Source organism: Streptomyces sp. NBC_01390 (assembly GCF_045040105.1).
In the GTDB taxonomy this organism is placed as follows: Bacteria; Actinomycetota; Actinomycetes; order Streptomycetales; family Streptomycetaceae; genus Streptomyces.
Map to the genome: position 1 here is coordinate 6,753,032 of NZ_CP109551.1, position 16,197 is coordinate 6,769,228.

Sequence of the window (16,197 nt, forward strand, 5' to 3'; positions counted from 1 at the left end):
CCGCTGCCGGCGGGACCCGACCGCACCGTCCGGTGCACCGCCGCCAGGAGCCGCATCCCCGGGTGCGGCCCCGCAGACCGGAGAACCCGATGGACATAACCACCAAGAACTCAGACACCGTTCCACCCGCCGCCCCCCAGCCCCCCACGGCCGAGGAGAAGCGCGCCGCCCGCGGCGCCACCCGCCTCGGTGACCGGATCTTCCTCGGTCTCTCCCGCGGCTCCGGCATCCTGCTGCTGGTGATCATGGCAGCGATCGCGATCTTCCTCACCTATCGCGCGGTCAACGCCATCAGCAAGGACGAGGGCAACTTCCTCACCACCTTCGAGTGGAACGCGAACCTCAATCCGCCGGTGTTCGGCATCGCGGTCCTGGCCTTCGGCACGGTGGTCTCCTCGATCATCGCCATGGCCATCGCGGTCCCGGTCGCCGTCGCCATCGCGCTGTTCCTCACGCACTACGCCCCGCGCAGGCTGAGCGGCCCGATCGCCTACGTGATCGACCTGCTCGCCGCCGTACCGTCCATCGTGTACGGCCTGTGGGGCGCGATGATCCTCGTGCCGAACATGAACGGCCTGTTCGGCTGGCTGAACGACTACCTCGGCTGGACCGGCATCTTCTCCTGGGAAGAGGGCGCGCCCCGCTCGATGCTGACCGTGGGCATCCTGCTCGCGATCATGATCCTCCCCGTCATCACGAACGTCAGCCGTGAGGTGTTCCGGCAGACCCCTCGGATGAACGAGGAGGCCGCGCTGGCCCTCGGCGCCACGCGCTGGGAGGTCATCCGCATGGCGGTGCTGCCCTTCGGCCGCTCCGGTGTGATCTCCGCGTCGATGCTCGGCCTCGGCCGCGCGCTGGGCGAGACGATGGCTGTCGCCACCGTCCTCTCCCCGAGCTTCATCATCCAGACCAGCCTGCTCGACCCGGGCGGCGGCACCTTCGCGCAGAACATCGCCGCCAAGTTCGGTGAGGCCTCGGAGTACGGCCGTGACGCGCTCATCGCCTCCGGTCTGGTCCTGTTCGTCATCACTCTGGTGGTCAACGGCGCCGCCCGCGCGATCATCGCCCGCCGCGCCGAGTACTCGGGGGCCAACGCATGAGCACCGTCGTAGCCGAGAAGCCCACCGGCTCCCTGCAGGGCGCCAGGCTCCCCAAGTGGTTCCCCTGGGCCCTGGCGGGCGGGTCCGTCGCGCTCGGGATCGGCATCAGCCTCGCCGCCGGCCTGGACAGCAACATCCAGTGGGGCCTGATCGCCGCGATCCTCTTCGTCGTCGGTACGTACGTCATCGCCACGCGCGTCGAGGGCAAGCGGCAGGCCAAGGACCGCATCGCGACCTCGCTGGTCTGGGTCGCCTTCCTGCTCGCCCTCGTGCCGCTGGTCTCCCTGCTGTGGACGACCGTCTCCCGCGGTGTGAAGGTCCTCGACGTCTTCTTCCTGACCCACTCGATGGGCGTCACCGCCGACAGCGAGCCGGGCGGTGGCATCTACCACGCCATCATCGGCAGCCTGGAGCAGGTCGGTCTGGCCACCCTGATGGGCGCGCCGATCGGCGTACTCACCGCGATCTACCTGGTGGAGTACGGGCGCGGCAAGCTGGCGAAGGCCGTCACCTTCTTCGTGGACGTCATGACGGGCATCCCGTCGATCGTCGCGGGTCTGTTCATCCTGAGCCTCATGCTTCAGTTCGACATGCAGCCGTTCGGCTTCGCCGGTTCGCTGGCGCTGGCGATCCTGATGATGCCGGTGGTCGTCCGTTCGACGGAGGAGATGCTGAAGCTCGTACCGAACGAGCTGCGCGAGGCGTCTCTCGCGCTGGGCATCCCGAAGTGGCGCACCATCCTGAAGGTGGTCCTGCCGACCGCCATCGGCGGTATCACCACCGGCATCATGCTGGCGGTGGCGCGCATCGCCGGCGAGACGGCCCCCGTGCTGCTCCTGGTCTTCGGCAACCCCTTCATCAACAACGACCCCTTCGAGGGTGCGCAGGCCTCGCTGCCGCTGTACATCTACCAGCAGTACGCGAACAGTGGTGGTGCGGAGGCGGCGTACGACCGCGCCTGGGCGGCGTCGCTCACGCTGATCGCCTTCGTGATGATCCTCAACCTCGGAGCTCGCGCCATCGCCCGCTGGAAGGCTCCGAAGACAGGTCGCTGACGCGGCCGTACGACAGCGACCTCTGGTCGGCCGGTGGGCCGGCCGCCCCCTCGAAAGAAGCAGTGATACCCATGGCCAAGCGAATCGACGTAAGCGGCCTCAGCGCCTACTACGGCTCCTTCCGCGCGATCGAGGACATCTCGATGACGGTCGAGCCGCGCTCGGTGACGGCCTTCATCGGCCCCTCCGGCTGCGGCAAGTCCACCTTCCTGCGCACCCTGAACCGCATGCACGAGGTCACGCCCGGCGGGCGCGTCGACGGCAAGGTCATGCTCGACGACGAGAACCTGTACGGCGCCGGGGTCGACCCGGTGGCGGTACGGCGTGAGGTCGGCATGGTCTTCCAGCGTCCGAACCCCTTCCCGACGATGTCGGTCTACGACAACGTGGCGGCGGGGCTTCGGCTGGCCGGCTCGTACAAGAAGTCCGAGCTGAGCGACATCGTGGAGAAGTCGCTGAAGGGCGCGAACCTCTGGAACGAGGTCAAGGACCGCCTGAACAAGCCCGGTTCGGGTCTGTCGGGTGGCCAGCAGCAGCGCCTGTGCATCGCGCGTGCGATCGCCGTGGAGCCGAAGGTGCTGCTGATGGACGAGCCGTGCTCGGCCCTCGACCCGATCTCCACTCTCGCGATCGAGGACCTGATCGGTGAGCTGAAGGAACGGTTCACTATCGTCATCGTGACGCACAACATGCAGCAGGCGGCGCGTGTCTCGGACAAGACGGCGTTCTTCAACCTCGCGGCGGTCGGCCAGCCCGGCAAGCTGATCGAGATCGACGACACGGAGCGCATCTTCTCCAACCCGTCGGTCCAGGCGACGGAGGACTACATCTCGGGTCGTTTCGGCTGAGCCGACTCGTTTCGTTCGGATCCGTTACCTGGATTTTCAAGACCCCTCGCGGTGCTGCATGGCGGTGCCACCGCGAGGCCGAATAGGGCCCGCCCCCGGATAACTCCGGGGGCGGGCCCGTCGTCGTATGCCATTCTTGGGCGCGCTGGCTTCAGGGGGGAGCCGCGCAAGGGGGCCATGGTGAACGCGTTTCGTGTTTGTTGACCGAAATTTCCGTTCCTCGCGACATTCTTTACGTCGCTCTTTACGTCGATCTTTACTTCGCTCTATACGCCACTCTTTATGTCGATTACTTCCGTATCGCAGGGTTCTTGTCTGGCTGATCCCGATGGTGTGGACGTTCGCCCTCGGCATACGGGGGCTGTCGCGGCAGGGGAGCGTGTGGCGGGACGAGGCCGCGACCTGGCAGGTGGCCGAACGCTCCACGGCCGAGATCTGGCACATGCTGGGGAACGTCGACGTCGTGCACGGCTGCTACTACCTGCTGATGCACGGGCTGTTCGAGTGTTTCGGGCCCAGCACCACCGCCCTGCGGCTGCCCTCGGTACTGGCCATGGGGGTGGCGGCGGCCTGTGTGGCCGTCATCGGCCGACGGCTGGCCGGGATGTGGGCGGGGCTGGCGGGAGGGATGGCGTTCGGGCTCCTTCCGGCCGTGCAGTTCTACCTTCAGGAGGGTCGGCCGTACGCCCTGGTCGCGGCCGGCGCCGGAGTCGCCACGCTGCTGCTGGTGAGCGTGCTCCAGGGGCGTGACCGGACGGTCGACTGGGCTGTCTACGGCGGAACCGTCGTGATCTGCGGGCTGCTGAACTGGCTCTCGCTGATGATTCTGGCGGCACACCTGGCGACCCTGCTCTGGACCCGGCCCCGGCGCCGAGTGTGGACGCGCTGGACGACTACTTCTGCTGTCGCCGTCGTGTGTGTGCTGCCGCTGGCCCTGTTCAGCCGGAGCCAGTCCGAGCAGGTGGCCTGGATACCGCCGCTGACCTGGCACATGCTGATCGGGCCCGCGATTCTGCTGGCCATCGGTGGCGTCGGCGCCCTGCTGGACCGGCCCCGGGTGGGCCGGCTGTCGGTGGCAGCCGTCGGGTTGCCGCTGCTGGCGGTGCCGCAGCTCGGCCTTGTCGGTCTCTGCCTGATCCAGCCGCTGTTTCTGGACCGGTATGTTCTCTTCGCTCTGCTGGGTCTGGCGCTGCTGATCGGTTCGAGCATCGGCTCCGCCGTGCGGGCCGTCAGGTCCTGGCACCCGAGGGCGTCGGTGTGGGTTCTCCCTGTGGTGATCGCCGTGGCGCTGGTGGCGCTGCTGCCGCAGTCACTGGCCAAGCGGTCTCCGGCGAGCCGGGTGGACGACGTCGTGGCCATAGCGGCGGAGGTGCGACGGATGAAGGAGACCGGGAGTGCGGTGGTCTTCGTCCCGGCGGCACGGCGGGACACCAAGTCCGTCTCCCCGAGCGCCTTTACCGGCCTACGGGACATAGCTCTCGCGGAGAGCCCGGTGAAGTCGGGGACGCTGAAAGGTGTGGAGGCGAGTTCCGCTCGCATACGGGTGGCGATGCTGGCGCAGCAGCGGATCCTGCTGGTGACGGACGCGGCACGGGTGGCGAGGCCGGTGACGGCCAAGCGCGACAGGACGAAGATGTCCGTACTGGAGACGTACTTCACAGCAGTGGCCGACAAGCAGGTCCGTGGCCGGCGAGTGACGGTGTACGAGCGACTCCCGCATTTCCAGCCCGTCCGGCGATTGAGGACAAGGCCCCTTCAGGGCCGGAGCGGGGGTCTGGGGGCGCAGCCCCCAGCAAGGCTCACACCAGCACCCGCCCCCGTCACAGCACCGCCAGGTCCACGAGCCAGAAGCTGGCGGCAGCCACCAGTGCCGCCGCCGGCATGGTGATGAACCAGCCCATGACGATGTTCTTGGCTATGCCCCACCGCACCGCCTTCACCCGCTTCGTCGCGCCCACGCCCATGATGGCCGAGGTGATGACGTGGGTCGTGGAGACCGGGGCCTTGAAGAGGTACGCCGTGGCGAACATGATCGACGCGCCCGTGGTCTCCGCCGCGAAGCCCTGCGGCGGGTCCAGCTCGATGATCTTGCGGCCCAGGGTGCGCATGATGCGCCAGCCGCCCGCGTACGTGCCCAGGGACAGCATCACCGCGCAGGCGATCTTGACCCAGACCGGGATCGGGTCGCCGTAGTCCTCGACGTCCGCGATGACCAGGGCCATCACCACGATGCCCATCGTCTTCTGGGCGTCCTGGAGGCCGTGGCCCAGGGCCATGCCCGCCGCCGACACCGTCTGGGCGATACGGAAGCCGCGCTTGGCCTTGCTCGGGTTGGCGCGCCGGAAGATCCACATGATCGCCGTCATCACCAGGTAGCCGGCCAGGAGGCCCACCACCGGGGAGACGAACATCGGGATGACGACCTTGTCCAGGACGCCGTCCCAGAAGACCTTCGTCCCGCCGGCCAGTGCCGCCCCCACCATGCCGCCGAACAGCGCGTGCGAGGAGGACGAGGGGAGGCCGAAGTACCAGGTGATCAGGTTCCAGGTGATCGCGCCGACCAGCGCGGCGAACAGGATCGCCATGCCGTGGGAGCCCTTGGGCGTCTCGATCAGGCCCTCGCTGACCGTTTTCGCGACACCGCTGCCCAGGAACGCGCCGGCCAGGTTCATCACCGCGGCCATCGCCAGTGCCGCGCGGGGCGTGAGCGCACGGGTGGACACGGACGTGGCGATCGCGTTCGCCGAGTCGTGGAAGCCGTTCGTGTATGTGAATCCGAGCGCGACGCCAATGGTCACGATCAGTGCGAAGGTCTCCATGAACGGGTCAGGACTCCTTGACCGCGATGGTCTCTACCGTGTTCGCCACGTGCTCGAAGGCGTCCGCCGCCTCCTCCAGCACGTCCACGATCTGCTTGAGCTTCAGCACCTCGATCGCGTCGTACTTGCCGTTGAACAGGTGGGCGAGCAGCTTCCGGTGGATCTGGTCCGCCTGGTTCTCCAGCCGGTTGACCTCGATCCAGTACTCCGTCAGGTTCTCCATCGTGCGGAGGTTCGGCATCGCCTCCGCCGTCAGCTCCGCCGCCCGCGCCAGAACCTCGATCTGCTGCTCGACGCCCTTCGGCAGCTCCTCCACGTTGTAGAGGACGACCAGGTCGACGGCCTCCTCCATGAAGTCCATGATGTCGTCGAGGAGAGAGGCGAGGTTGTAGATGTCCTCGCGGTCGAACGGTGTGATGAAGGAGGAGTTCAGCTGGTGGAAGATCGCGTGTGTGGCGTCGTCACCGGCGTGTTCCGCGGCCCGCATACGCTCTGCGATCTCGGCCCGGCCGGAGGCGTCCGCCCCGAGCAGTTCCATGAGGAGTCGCGAGCCCGTGACGATGTTGTCCGCTGACGCGGCGAACATGTCGTAGAAGCTCGTCTCCCTGGGGGTCAGACGAAATCGCACGTGAGGTCCTCGGAGTCCTTCGGGTTGGGTCAGGCTGATGCTAGGCGCAACATCCGGCCACGGCTAACGGGTCGTCCCCCAGTGTCGCCCATCAGCCAGAGTGGACTGCACGGTGGTCTACACCGGCCCTATACCCAGCGAAGACGGTTACGATATACCCGGCAGGGGTATATTGACGCTTTTGTGTCTGATGTTTGTTCAACGGGAGGACGCGATGACGACCACCGAGGCCGGCGCGGAGACGCCCGACGTCGTGACTGACCACGACCGGGGTGTGCACGGGTACCACCATCAGAAGGACGAGCACCTGAAGCGGCTGCGCCGGATCGAGGGGCAGATTCGCGGGCTCCAGCGGATGGTTGACGAGGACGTCTACTGCATCGACATACTCACCCAGGTCTCGGCGTCCACCAAGGCCCTGCAGTCCTTCGCGCTCCAGCTTCTGGAGGAGCACCTGCGTCACTGTGTCGCGGACGCGGCCCTCAAGGGCGGTACGGAGATCGACGCGAAGGTGGAGGAGGCGACCAAGGCGATCGGTCGTCTGCTGCGTACCTGAGCCGCACCGACTGACGACCTTGTGACGTACGTCGCGTCGTACGTCGCTTTTCAGCCACCCGGCGTGAGCTTGCGCCCCTCGCGTTCCTCCGCCACCCGCAGCACCTCGTCGATGCTCTCCAGGCTGAGGCGCTCCTCGTCGGCCGCCGAGGCCGCGATGATCAGGTCTCCGCACAGCTCGATCTCGGCGAGGGCCACGTAGTCCTGAACCGCCGTACCGCCGACCGGAGCCACGTGCTCACCTCTTCCCTGCCGTCACCGGCTCGCTGTCCCGCCTCCCAGAGTAGGCAGTGGTCTACACACCGCGCATGGCACGGACGGGCTAGTCCTTGCGTGACGGCGGACGCAGCCGGGGCGTGCGGGGTTGCTCCTCCCGGCCCTCGAACCTCACTGCTCGGCGACACGGCCCGCGTAGATGTCCGCCGGTCGCGGGAGGCGTACGTGCACGGGGGTGCCGAAGTCGTACAGCAGGGTCGTCGAGGCGACCACGACCGTGTCCTTCTGCTGCCCGTTGACGAAGCTGAACCTGTGCAGGAGCTTGCGGATGCGGCCCTCGTCGTCGAGGTAGGCGTCGAAGGGGACCCTGGCCGTGGCGAACCCTTTCGCCGCCGCCCCCAGCGGGCCCCTGTTGCCGGGTGAGGCGTTCCTCGCGGCGTCGGCGAGGTCGGCCGTGCCCCGGTAGTGCCGTACCTCGGTGCCGGAGACCCGGGCCCGGCCGACGTACGTCGCCTCGCGCGTCCCGCGCAGCACCTCGGCGGCGGCGAACGGGTCCGTGGCCCCGCCCGTCACCAGGTTGCCGTCGGACAGGGTCGCCGTGTCCACCCGTACCCACTTGTCAGCAGGCACGCCCGCACCCCGGTTCTTCATGAACAGGGCGCCAGGGGCGAGGAGTTCGGTGATCGGACGGTGCTCGCTCGCGCCCGCCGGGTCCTGGGGGAGGAGCACCCTGAGACGGCCGAGCCGCTTTCCGTAGTCGTAGACGCCCTCGCCCCGGATGGTGACGCGGGTGCCGCCGGTGGCCATCTCCATGGAGGTGGTGGCCCGGGACGTGCCCGCGTCGACCAGTGTCGCGGCGGCGTTGTGCAGGACGCGGACCGCGTCGCCGGCCGGACGCGCGTCCTCGATGGCGGCCTCGCCGGTGCGGGTGCAGCCGGTGGCGCAGATCAGGAGACCGGTCGTCGCGGCGGCCATGGCGACCGCCCCACCGCCTCGCCAGTGTCGCCGCCGTTCCATCGCCGCCCACCCCCAAGCACGGCCGTCGGTCCACGGCCTCCGTCCTTCCGCTTAACGAGGGGTGGGGGAGGTTGTCACGCGGATACCGGTGCTTTACCGGGGGATGGGTACGGTTGTTGGTGTGGCGCAGCAAGATCGACGCGAGCATCCTCAGTTTCCCGGAGAACACTCCGTTTCCATGGTGGAGCACGGGCGGTTCTGCTTCGCCAGATGTGTCTGCGGGTGGCGCGGGCCGGCCCGCCGGGCTCGCAGTCTGGCCCGGACGGACGGCGAGGGGCATGAGACGGGCACGGTCTAGCCGGGTCTGGCCGTCCTCTGCTCTCCAGGCTCTTCCGGCTCCCGGCTCCTTCGCTACCTCTGCGGGAGGGCCAGCAGTTCGTCGACCAGGTCTCTGTCGCGGAGCTGGGTGAGGCGTTCGCGGGCCGCCGACGGGGGCAGCCACAGGACGAGGTCGACCTCGTCGTTGGGGGCGAACGCGCCGGACACCGCCTCCGCGGCCCAGTAACTCACCTGCTTGGGGCGGCCGTTGACCTCGTAGTGGGTGGTGGTGAGGGGGGTGCCGGGGGCGGCCTCGTAGCCCGTCTCCTCCTCGACCTCGCGCAGCGCGGCGGCGAGTGTCTCCTCGCCGCGCTTCAGCCGGCCCTTCGGATGCGACCAGTCGTCGTACTTCGGCCGGTGGACGAGGCAGATCTCCAGGCCGCCGTCCACGGGCGAGCGGCGCCACAGGACGCAGCCCGCCGCCAACACGGGGCGTTCGTCCGGGTGTTCGGCTCCTTCGCCTTGCTCGCCTCGTTCGCCGGCGGGGTTCACCTCGTACGTCATCGCGTGCTCAGCGCCTTCTTCTCCCAGGACTGCTGGAACGCGAACCGTGCCGCCTCCACCTCGTGGCGCTGGTCGGCGTGCAGGACGCCGAGCGCGTACGCCGTCGCCGGGGCGATGCGGGGGGTGCGTGCCGCCGCTGCCGCCGCCGCGGCGGCCTCGGACGCGTCCCGGTGCCGGTTGAGTGCCGCGCCGGCGGTCAGCATCCGTACGTCGACCTGGGCTTCGGCGCTCGCCAGGACCTCGTGGGCGTAGCGGCTCAGGCGCAGGAGGAGGCGTACGTGGTGCCAGGGGGCGTCCTGGGGATGGGGGGCCGGGTCGAAGGACAGGCCGTGGACGAGGGCCTCGGCGTTGTACGGGTGGCCGGCGACGAGAAGGGGGAGGGCGGTGACGGCGTCGCACAGGCGCTCGTGTGCGGCGGCGGCGAGGGGGCGCAGGTTGGTGGGGGTGGTGGAGGCGGCGGGGGTGAGGGGGACTTCGCTGGCGAGGACCGCGACGTTGTCCGCCACCGCGTGGAAGCGGGAGGAACCGAGGGCCTGCAGGGCCGCCGAGTGGGCCCGTGTGCGGGCGAGGGTGAGCTGACGTTCCAGCAGGGCGCCCGCCTTCGCGGCGCCCAGGGTGAGGTTGGCGCGGTCCGGCGGGGCGGTCGGGGCGCCGGCGGTGCCGGAGGCCGTCGCTTTCGCCGGGACGGTGTCCGCCCCGGCCGAGCGAATGCTCGATGTGGCGCCCGCCCGGCTGCCCCCGGCCGACTGCGCCGGGATCGGCGTCACCCCCGACAGTCGGTGCAGGGCCAGCAGCAGGCGTTCCAGGCGGGCCGCGTAGGCGTGTTCGCGGGCCAGGGTGCCGGAGAGCCAGGCCAGTTCGGGGTGCATCGCCTCCGCCCAGGTGGGGTCCAGGAGGGGGCGGAAGGTGTGCAGGGTGCCCGTGATGCGGCGGGCCGCGTGGCGCAGGGAACGGGCCGCGTCCACGGGCTCCTCTCCGGGTGACCCGGCGGAGCCCGTGCCCGTCTCCCTGTGCAGGCGCAGGGCGCGGAGGAACTCCGTCGCCTGCGCCCGTAGGTAGTCCGCCAGAGCGTCGCAGCTCACGGGTCCGGCGGGTCCGGCCGTCGTGGGGTCGGTCGGGTCAAGTTGTCGCTGTGCCACGCCTACGCCTCCGGGCGTCAATGAGCATCTCCTGGACGTTCCGCAGTGGTTGGCCCTCGGCGTCCGTCGCGTGCCGGGTCCACTCGCCGTCCGGGCCCAGGTGCCAGGACTGCGTGGTGTCGGACATGCCGGTTTCCAGCATCCGGCTGAGCGCGGCCCGGTGGGCCGGGTCCGTGACCCTGACGAGTGCCTCGATGCGGCGGTCGAGGTTGCGGTGCATCATGTCGGCGCTGCCGAACCACACCTCGGGCTCGCCGCCGTTGCCGAACGAGAAGACCCGGGAGTGTTCGAGGAAGCGGCCGAGTACGGAACGGACCCGGATGTTCTCGGAGAGGCCCGGGACCCCGGGGCGTACGGCGCAGATGCCACGGACCCAGACGTCGCACGGGACGCCCGCCTGGGAGGCGCGGTACAGCGCGTCGATGATCGCCTCGTCCACCATCGAGTTGACCTTGATACGGACGAACGCGGGACGTCCGGCACGGTGGTGCTGGACCTCCTTGTTTATCCGCGAGATCAGGCCGTCCCGCAGGGACTTGGGGGCCACCAGGAGGCGGCGGTAGGTCTCGCGGCGGGAGTAGCCGGACAGCCGGTTGAACAGGTCCGAGAGGTCCGCGCCGACCTGCTGGTCGGCCGTCAGGAGGCCCAGGTCCTCGTACAGGCGGGCCGTCTTGGGGTGGTAGTTGCCGGTGCCGACGTGGGAGTAGCGGCGCAGCGTGTCGCCCTCCTGGCGGACCACCAGGGACAGCTTGCAGTGGGTCTTCAGGCCGACGAGGCCGTACACGACGTGGCAGCCGGACTCCTCCAGCTTGCGCGCCCACTTGATGTTGGCCTGCTCGTCGAAGCGGGCCTTGATCTCGACCAGGACGAGGACCTGCTTGCCCGCCTCGGCGGCCTCGATGAGGGCGTCCACGATCGGGGAGTCGCCGGAGGTCCGGTACAGGGTCTGCTTGATGGCGAGGACGTCGTCGTCGAGCGCCGCCTGCTCCAGGAACGCCTGGACGGAGGTGGAGAAGCTGTCGTACGGGTGGTGGAGCAGGACGTCCCGTTCGCGGAGAGCCGCGAAGATGTCCGGCGCCGACGACGACTCGACCTCGGCCAGGTCGCGGTGGGTGCCGGCGATGAACTTCGGGAACTTCAGCTCGGGCCGGTCGAGGGAGGAGATGCCGAAGAGGCCGGTGAGGTCGAGCGGACCCGGCAGCGGGTACACCTCGGCCTCGGTGATCTTCAACTCCCGTACCAGCATGTCGAGTACGTACCGGTCGATGGACTCTTCGACCTCCAGGCGCACCGGCGGCCCGAAGCGGCGCCGCATGAGCTCCTTCTCCAGGGCCTGGAGAAGGTTCTCGGCGTCGTCTTCTTCGACCTCCAGGTCCTCGTTGCGGGTGAGGCGGAAGGCGTGGTGCTCCAGGACCTCCATGCCGGGGAACAGCTCTTCGAGGTGCGCGGCGATGACGTCCTCGAGGGGCACGTACCGGCTTGGGGAGGCCTCCAGGAAGCGGGACAGCAGCGGCGGTACCTTCACGCGCGCGAAGTGGCGGTGTCCGCTCACCGGGTTCCGGACGATCACGGCCAGGTTCAGGGAGAGGCCCGAGATGTACGGGAAGGGGTGCGCCGGGTCGACGGCCAGCGGGGTGAGGACCGGGAAGATCTGGTGGCGGAAGAGGGTGAACAGGCGGGCCTGCTCCTTCTCCGTCAGCTCGGCCCAGCGGACCAGGTGCACGCCCTCCTCGGCGAGCGCCGGGGCGACGTCCTCCTGGTAGCAGGCGGCGTGCCGGGCCATGAGCTCGCGGGAGCGGGCCCAGATCATCTCCAGGACCTCGCGGGGCTGGAGGCCGGACGCGGAACGGGTGGCCACGCCGGTGGCTATCCGGCGCTTTAGGCCGGCCACCCGGACCATGAAGAACTCGTCCAGGTTGCTGGCGAAGATCGCGAGGAAGTTAGCCCGTTCGAGGAGGGGCGTGTTGGGATCCTCGGCCATTTCGAGCACTCGCTCGTTGAAAGCGAGCCAGCTGCGCTCCCGGTCGAGGAAGCGGCCCTGCGGCAGCAGCTCGCCGTCGTAGGGGGCCTCCACGTACTCGTCGAGGTCGGCGTCGATATCGGGTTCCAGGTCGGAGACCACGGCCGACACCGTGTGGGGGCGGTGGGACGTCAGGGAACCGACGGACGGCTGCGCGTGCTGGACCTGCGACTGGGCGTTTGGCTGGCTCATGACCCCATTGTTCCGCGCCGGAGCCGGGACAGTCGCGTCGGAGCGGGCGGGGGGGAGGGCGGCGGGGGTCTGCCGGGCCTCTTCGGTCCCGTTGGTGCCCTCGGGGGGCGGCGAAGGCTCAGGCGCGGCGGGCGTCATTGGGTGAGCGTCGCAAGCTTGGCTGAATCACTGGTTACGGGGACATGACGTGCGGGATATCGGGGGGCGGCTCGCGGGGGTGGGCGTCGGGTGTTGGTGCGGGCGCCTGCGGCGGGCGGCGGGTGGTGGTGCGGGGGGTTGGGGTGGGCGTCTCTGGGGGCTGCCGCCCCCAGACCCCCGCTCCGGCCCTGAACGGGCCTTGTCCTCAATCGCCGGACGGGCTGAAATGTGGGCCTGCGTTGGAAGGGTGCCCCGGCGGGCTGGAAATGCGGCCCGCGCCGGAGAGGTGCGGACGCGGTTGTCAGGCCGTGCGGCGGCGGAGGAGCCAGAAGGCGGTCGCCGTCGCGGCAGCGGCGATGGCGAGTACGACCCCCGTTTCCATGAGCTGGAGGGGCCAGAAGTGGGAGGCCGGGTGGTAGTCGCGGTAGAAGCCGACGATGTCGTGGGTGGCCAGGCACTGGGTGTCGGAGACGCACAGGGGGTCGGTGACTCGCTTCCCTGTGCTGGTCAGGGCGCCGTCGTCCAGGACCATGCCGATGTACTCGGGGTAGCCGTTCTTGCTGGTCAGGGTCTTGGCCGGCCACAGGTGCGGACGCAGTGACGTGGTCACGAACTCGACGGCCAGCGAAGCGAAGAAGGCACTGCCGAGGGCGGCCATGGACCGGCCCACGAGCAGTCCCGTCAGGGCGCCGATCGTCAGGCCGAGCAGCGCGTACGCGGGGAGGAGGGTGCCGTTCGCGAAGTAGTTGCCGGTGTCGTGCCACTGCTGGGGGCCCCGCCCACGGAACAGCTCGGTGTACTCGCCCCACGCCAGGCGGTGGAGCAGTACGAGGAGGAGGGTGCCTGCGGTGAGCAGCGCCGCCGGGACGGCGAGCTTCGCCGTGAGCCAGCGCGCCGGAGACACCGACTGGGTCCAGGCCAGCTGGGCGGTGCCGTTCTCCAGTTCGCGGCCGATGAGGGAGGCGCCGGCCCAGAGGGCGGTGAGCAGCGGTACGAGGTTGATGAGGCCGCCGCTGATGTTGTCGGCGAGGTGGTAGCGGGAGTACGCGGGGCCGTTGTAGTCGCAGCCGCTGTCGGCGACCCCGTTGGCGCAGCCCCGCAGGACGAACTCGGCGTGGGCCGCGTCGGCGCCCCAGCCGTACATCCACAGCGTCGTCAGGGCGGCGACGGCGACCAGCAGCAGCCAGAACCAGAGGGCCCAGCGGTGCAGGATCAGCATGGCCCGGGGCAGGCCGTGGGGGCGCGGGCCGGTGCCTCGTGGGCTCGCGGAGGCCACGAGTGCGGTGGTGGTGCTGGTCATACGGCGGCTCCCGTACGGCGTCGGAGGACGGCGAACGCGATCAGCGCAGCCACCGTCGCGAGGGCGAGGAGGAGGCCGGTCTCCACGAGCTGGAGCGGCCAGAAGTGGGACGTGGGCTGGTAGTCGCGGTACACGCCGACGATGTCGTGGCGGGCGACGCACTTGGCACTGTCGTCGGCGCACGTCAGGTCCGGAAGGCGGGCGCCGGTCGAGGTGTAGGAGCCCTCTCCGACCGTCATGCCGGGGTGGTCGGAGAAGTCGTGGGCGGCCTTCTGTGTCTCGGACGACCACAGGTGCGGACGTAGGGACAGGAACTGCTGTACGGCGATTCCGGTGCCGACGAGAGAGACGCCGAGCGCGGGCAGCGAGCGGCGCGCGACCATGCCCACCAGGACGCCGACGGCCAGGCCGAACAGCGGGTAGACGGTGGCGAGGGTGCCGTTGGCGTTGAAGATCTGGGGATCGAACCAGTTCCAGTTGTCCCGCCGCAGTTCGGGGCTGCCCGCCCACATCATGCGGTGCAGCAGGGTGAGCGGGAGCATGCCCGCGATGATCAGTACGGCGGGCACGGCGAGCTTGGCGGCCAGCCAGCGCGTCGGGGACACGGACTGCGTCCAGGCGAGCCGGGCCGTGCCGTCCTCCAGCTCGCGGCCGATGAGCGAGCCGCCCGCCCAGGCGGCGATCAGGAACGGGGCGAGGAAGACGAGGGCGCTGCCGAGGGCGACGCCCGTGCTCCAGCGGACTCCGGCCGCGTCCATCTGGTCGCAGCCGAGGTTGGGCACGCCGCCGTCGCGGCAGCCCGAGCGCGCCAGCTCGTCCATGGCCGCGGTCGCGCCCGGCCCGTACGCCCACAGGAGCACTACGGCGACCACGGCGACGTACAGCACCCAGAACCAGAGCGCGGCGCGGTGCACACGCAGCAGGGTCCAGGTGAGGCCGGTGGGGCGGTACGGGCTGCGGAACCCTTTTCGCGCCGGGGCCTCGGGGACGGTCAGGGTGGTCATACGCCGGCCTCCGTGGAGGCGGACGTGGCCAGGTCGGTCTCGTCGATGTGCAGGGGCGGCGCCTCCGGGGAGCGGAGGTGGGCGAGGACCAGTTCCTCAAGGGTGGGGGTGACGCTCTGCCAGGTGCCGGCGAGGCGGCCCCCGGCGCGGACGAGGGCGGTGGTCTGGCGGCCCGTCGTACGGGACTCGATCACCGTGTGGCCGTCGAGGTCGGCGGCCGGGCCGGTGATCAGGGTGTGGGCGGCGAGCAGGTCGTCCAGCGGGCCGGAGAGGCGGACCCGGCCGGCGCCCAGGAGGAGGACGTGGTCGCAGGAGCCCTCCAGCTCGGCCACGACGTGCGAGGACATGACAACCGTGGTGCCGTTCTCGGCGGCGTCGGCCATCAGGGTGCCCATCAGCTCGTGCCGGGCGAGCGGGTCCAGGTCGGCCATCGGCTCGTCCAGGAGCAGCAGTTCGGGCCGCTTGCCAAGGGCGAGGGCGAGCGCGACCCGGGTGCGCTGGCCGCCCGAGAGGGTGCGGATCTTGGCGTCGGGGTCGAGGGCGCCGTCCGCGACGACGCCCTCGGCGACGGCCCGGTCCCAGCGCCGGGGGTTGAGCTCCTGGCCGAGGCGGAGGGTTTCCGCGACGGTGAGGTGGGTGTGCAGGGGCTTGTCCTGGGCGACGTACGCCACGCGCTCGCGCGCCGCCGCCGGGCTGGTGCCGAGGACGCCGAGCGTGCCCTCGGTGGGCCTGAGGAGGCCGGCCGCGTGGGCCAGCAGCGTGGACTTGCCGGCGCCGTTGGGCCCGACGACCGCGCAGACGCGCCCGGCCGGCAGCCGGAACGCGCACTCGCGCAGCGCCCAGCCCTTCCGCCGGCCGAACCGCTTGCCCAGTCCGGCCGCCTCCATGGCGGTGTCGCTCATCCCTGGTCCCCCTTGAAATGCGTGTCGAGTACGGAAGTGAACAGCGCCGCCACGTCGTCCCGTTCGAGCCCGGCCGCGCGGGCCCGGGTGGCCCAGTCGGCCAGTTCGGCACCGAACGGGGAGTCCGCCGGGGCGGCCCCCAGCGACTTGCGGACGAACGTGCCGAGGCCCCGCCGCGCCTCGACCAGGCCTTCGCGCTCCAGCTCGCGGTAGGCCTTCAGGACGGTGTTCGGATTGATGGCGGTGGCTTCCACGACCTCACGGGCCGTGGGCAGCTTGTCGCCGGGTTCCAACAGGCCCAGACGCATGGCCTGCTTGGTCTGCTGGACGATCTGCAGATAGGTGGCGACGCCGGTGCGTCTGTCGATGCGGTACTCGACCACTCGTACAACCACCCTTTCACTAATTGAGTAGTGAAAGGGTGGACCAAGAGAGGGGGCGG

General features: G+C 70.0%; 16 protein-coding genes. 5 read left to right on the plus strand and 11 right to left on the minus strand.

Going from position 1 to position 16,197, the window contains the following annotated elements; translation table 11 throughout:
• Positions 1-89 precede the first annotated feature (89 nt).
• The 4 genes from pstC to OG241_RS30490 all read left to right on the plus strand — a co-directional run bounded on the left by pstC (position 90) and on the right by OG241_RS30490 (position 4,891).
• Entirely contained in the window at positions 90-1,100 is a 1,011-nt protein-coding gene (pstC, locus tag OG241_RS30475) for a phosphate ABC transporter permease subunit PstC (protein WP_405819708.1), read from the plus strand.
• Positions 1,097-2,155 carry a phosphate ABC transporter permease PstA gene (gene pstA / locus OG241_RS30480; protein ID WP_405819709.1) on the plus strand — a complete coding sequence of 353 codons (1,059 nt, stop codon included), beginning with the start codon at positions 1,097-1,099 and terminating at the stop codon, positions 2,153-2,155. The genes pstC and pstA overlap by 4 nt, the downstream gene beginning before the upstream one ends.
• A 71-nt stretch (positions 2,156-2,226) precedes the next feature.
• Positions 2,227-3,003 (plus strand): phosphate ABC transporter ATP-binding protein PstB, encoded by a 777-nt coding sequence (gene pstB / locus OG241_RS30485; protein WP_405819710.1) that lies wholly within the window; start codon positions 2,227-2,229, stop codon positions 3,001-3,003.
• A 328-nt stretch (positions 3,004-3,331) separates the two neighbouring features.
• Positions 3,332-4,891: a glycosyltransferase family 39 protein gene (locus OG241_RS30490; protein WP_405819712.1), complete on the plus strand. Its 1,560-nt coding sequence runs from the start codon at positions 3,332-3,334 to the stop codon at positions 4,889-4,891.
• Here the strand turns inward: OG241_RS30490 and OG241_RS30495 are convergent.
• Positions 4,824-5,822 (minus strand): anion permease, encoded by a 999-nt coding sequence (locus OG241_RS30495; protein ID WP_405819714.1) that lies wholly within the window; start codon positions 5,820-5,822, stop codon positions 4,824-4,826. The two genes, OG241_RS30490 and OG241_RS30495, sit on opposite strands and share 68 nt — an antisense overlap.
• A gap of 7 nt (positions 5,823-5,829) precedes the next feature.
• Positions 5,830-6,450, minus strand: a complete 621-nt coding sequence (locus OG241_RS30500; RefSeq protein ID WP_055525739.1) for a DUF47 domain-containing protein — start codon at positions 6,448-6,450, stop codon at positions 5,830-5,832.
• A gap of 214 nt (positions 6,451-6,664) precedes the next feature.
• Here OG241_RS30500 and OG241_RS30505 point away from each other — a divergent pair, with 214 nt between their 5' ends.
• Complete coding sequence (locus OG241_RS30505) at positions 6,665-7,006, plus strand: metal-sensitive transcriptional regulator (protein WP_405819717.1); 342 nt, start codon at positions 6,665-6,667, stop codon at positions 7,004-7,006.
• A gap of 50 nt (positions 7,007-7,056) precedes the next feature.
• On the opposite strand, the gene OG241_RS30510 is transcribed toward OG241_RS30505, so the two are convergent.
• The 9 genes from OG241_RS30510 to OG241_RS30550 form a co-directional block, all read right to left on the minus strand.
• Positions 7,057-7,239 carry a hypothetical protein gene (locus OG241_RS30510; protein WP_405819719.1) on the minus strand — a complete coding sequence of 61 codons (183 nt, stop codon included), beginning with the start codon at positions 7,237-7,239 and terminating at the stop codon, positions 7,057-7,059.
• A gap of 153 nt (positions 7,240-7,392) precedes the next feature.
• The gene (locus tag OG241_RS30515) at positions 7,393-8,238 is read right to left on the minus strand and encodes a hypothetical protein (protein WP_405819721.1); all 846 of its coding nucleotides are present in this window, start codon (positions 8,236-8,238) and stop codon (positions 7,393-7,395) included.
• A 351-nt stretch (positions 8,239-8,589) separates the two neighbouring features.
• Entirely contained in the window at positions 8,590-9,060 is a 471-nt protein-coding gene (locus OG241_RS30520) for an NUDIX hydrolase (protein ID WP_405819723.1), read from the minus strand.
• On the minus strand, positions 9,057-10,199 hold the full coding sequence (locus tag OG241_RS30525; protein ID WP_405819725.1) for a CHAD domain-containing protein: 1,143 nt from the start codon (positions 10,197-10,199) through the stop codon (positions 9,057-9,059). Before OG241_RS30525 ends, OG241_RS30520 begins: the two co-directional genes overlap by 4 nt.
• Positions 10,180-12,549: an RNA degradosome polyphosphate kinase gene (locus OG241_RS30530; protein WP_405819727.1), complete on the minus strand. Its 2,370-nt coding sequence runs from the start codon at positions 12,547-12,549 to the stop codon at positions 10,180-10,182. The genes OG241_RS30525 and OG241_RS30530 overlap by 20 nt, the downstream gene beginning before the upstream one ends.
• Before the next feature lie 301 nt (positions 12,550-12,850).
• The gene (locus OG241_RS30535; RefSeq protein ID WP_405819729.1) at positions 12,851-13,849 is read right to left on the minus strand and encodes an ABC transporter permease; all 999 of its coding nucleotides are present in this window, start codon (positions 13,847-13,849) and stop codon (positions 12,851-12,853) included.
• Positions 13,846-14,853 carry an ABC transporter permease subunit gene (locus tag OG241_RS30540; RefSeq protein WP_405819731.1) on the minus strand — a complete coding sequence of 336 codons (1,008 nt, stop codon included), beginning with the start codon at positions 14,851-14,853 and terminating at the stop codon, positions 13,846-13,848. The genes OG241_RS30535 and OG241_RS30540 overlap by 4 nt, the downstream gene beginning before the upstream one ends.
• Positions 14,850-15,755 carry an ABC transporter ATP-binding protein gene (locus OG241_RS30545; protein ID WP_405819733.1) on the minus strand — a complete coding sequence of 302 codons (906 nt, stop codon included), beginning with the start codon at positions 15,753-15,755 and terminating at the stop codon, positions 14,850-14,852. The genes OG241_RS30540 and OG241_RS30545 overlap by 4 nt, the downstream gene beginning before the upstream one ends.
• Positions 15,752-16,138 carry a GntR family transcriptional regulator gene (locus tag OG241_RS30550; protein ID WP_405826501.1) on the minus strand — a complete coding sequence of 129 codons (387 nt, stop codon included), beginning with the start codon at positions 16,136-16,138 and terminating at the stop codon, positions 15,752-15,754. Before OG241_RS30550 ends, OG241_RS30545 begins: the two co-directional genes overlap by 4 nt.
• Positions 16,139-16,197: the final 59 nt, after the last annotated feature.

Bases quoted from the DNA above. Each gene is read 5' to 3' on its own strand.
- OG241_RS30545 (WP_405819733.1), bottom strand. From the start codon at position 15,755: ATGAGCGACACCGCCATGGAGGCGGCCGGACTGGGCAAGCGGTTCGGC.
- OG241_RS30530 (WP_405819727.1), bottom strand. From the start codon at position 12,549: ATGACGCCCGCCGCGCCTGAGCCTTCGCCGCCCCCCGAGGGCACCAAC.
- OG241_RS30515 (WP_405819721.1), bottom strand. From the start codon at position 8,238: ATGGAACGGCGGCGACACTGGCGAGGCGGTGGGGCGGTCGCCATGGCC.
- OG241_RS30495 (WP_405819714.1), bottom strand. From the start codon at position 5,822: ATGGAGACCTTCGCACTGATCGTGACCATTGGCGTCGCGCTCGGATTC.
- OG241_RS30540 (WP_405819731.1), bottom strand. From the start codon at position 14,853: ATGACCACCCTGACCGTCCCCGAGGCCCCGGCGCGAAAAGGGTTCCGC.
- OG241_RS30490 (WP_405819712.1), top strand. From the start codon at position 3,332: ATGGTGTGGACGTTCGCCCTCGGCATACGGGGGCTGTCGCGGCAGGGG.
- OG241_RS30535 (WP_405819729.1), bottom strand. From the start codon at position 13,849: ATGACCAGCACCACCACCGCACTCGTGGCCTCCGCGAGCCCACGAGGC.
- OG241_RS30505 (WP_405819717.1), top strand. From the start codon at position 6,665: ATGACGACCACCGAGGCCGGCGCGGAGACGCCCGACGTCGTGACTGAC.
- pstB (WP_405819710.1), top strand. From the start codon at position 2,227: ATGGCCAAGCGAATCGACGTAAGCGGCCTCAGCGCCTACTACGGCTCC.
- pstA (WP_405819709.1), top strand. From the start codon at position 1,097: ATGAGCACCGTCGTAGCCGAGAAGCCCACCGGCTCCCTGCAGGGCGCC.
- pstC (WP_405819708.1), top strand. From the start codon at position 90: ATGGACATAACCACCAAGAACTCAGACACCGTTCCACCCGCCGCCCCC.
- OG241_RS30520 (WP_405819723.1), bottom strand. From the start codon at position 9,060: ATGACGTACGAGGTGAACCCCGCCGGCGAACGAGGCGAGCAAGGCGAA.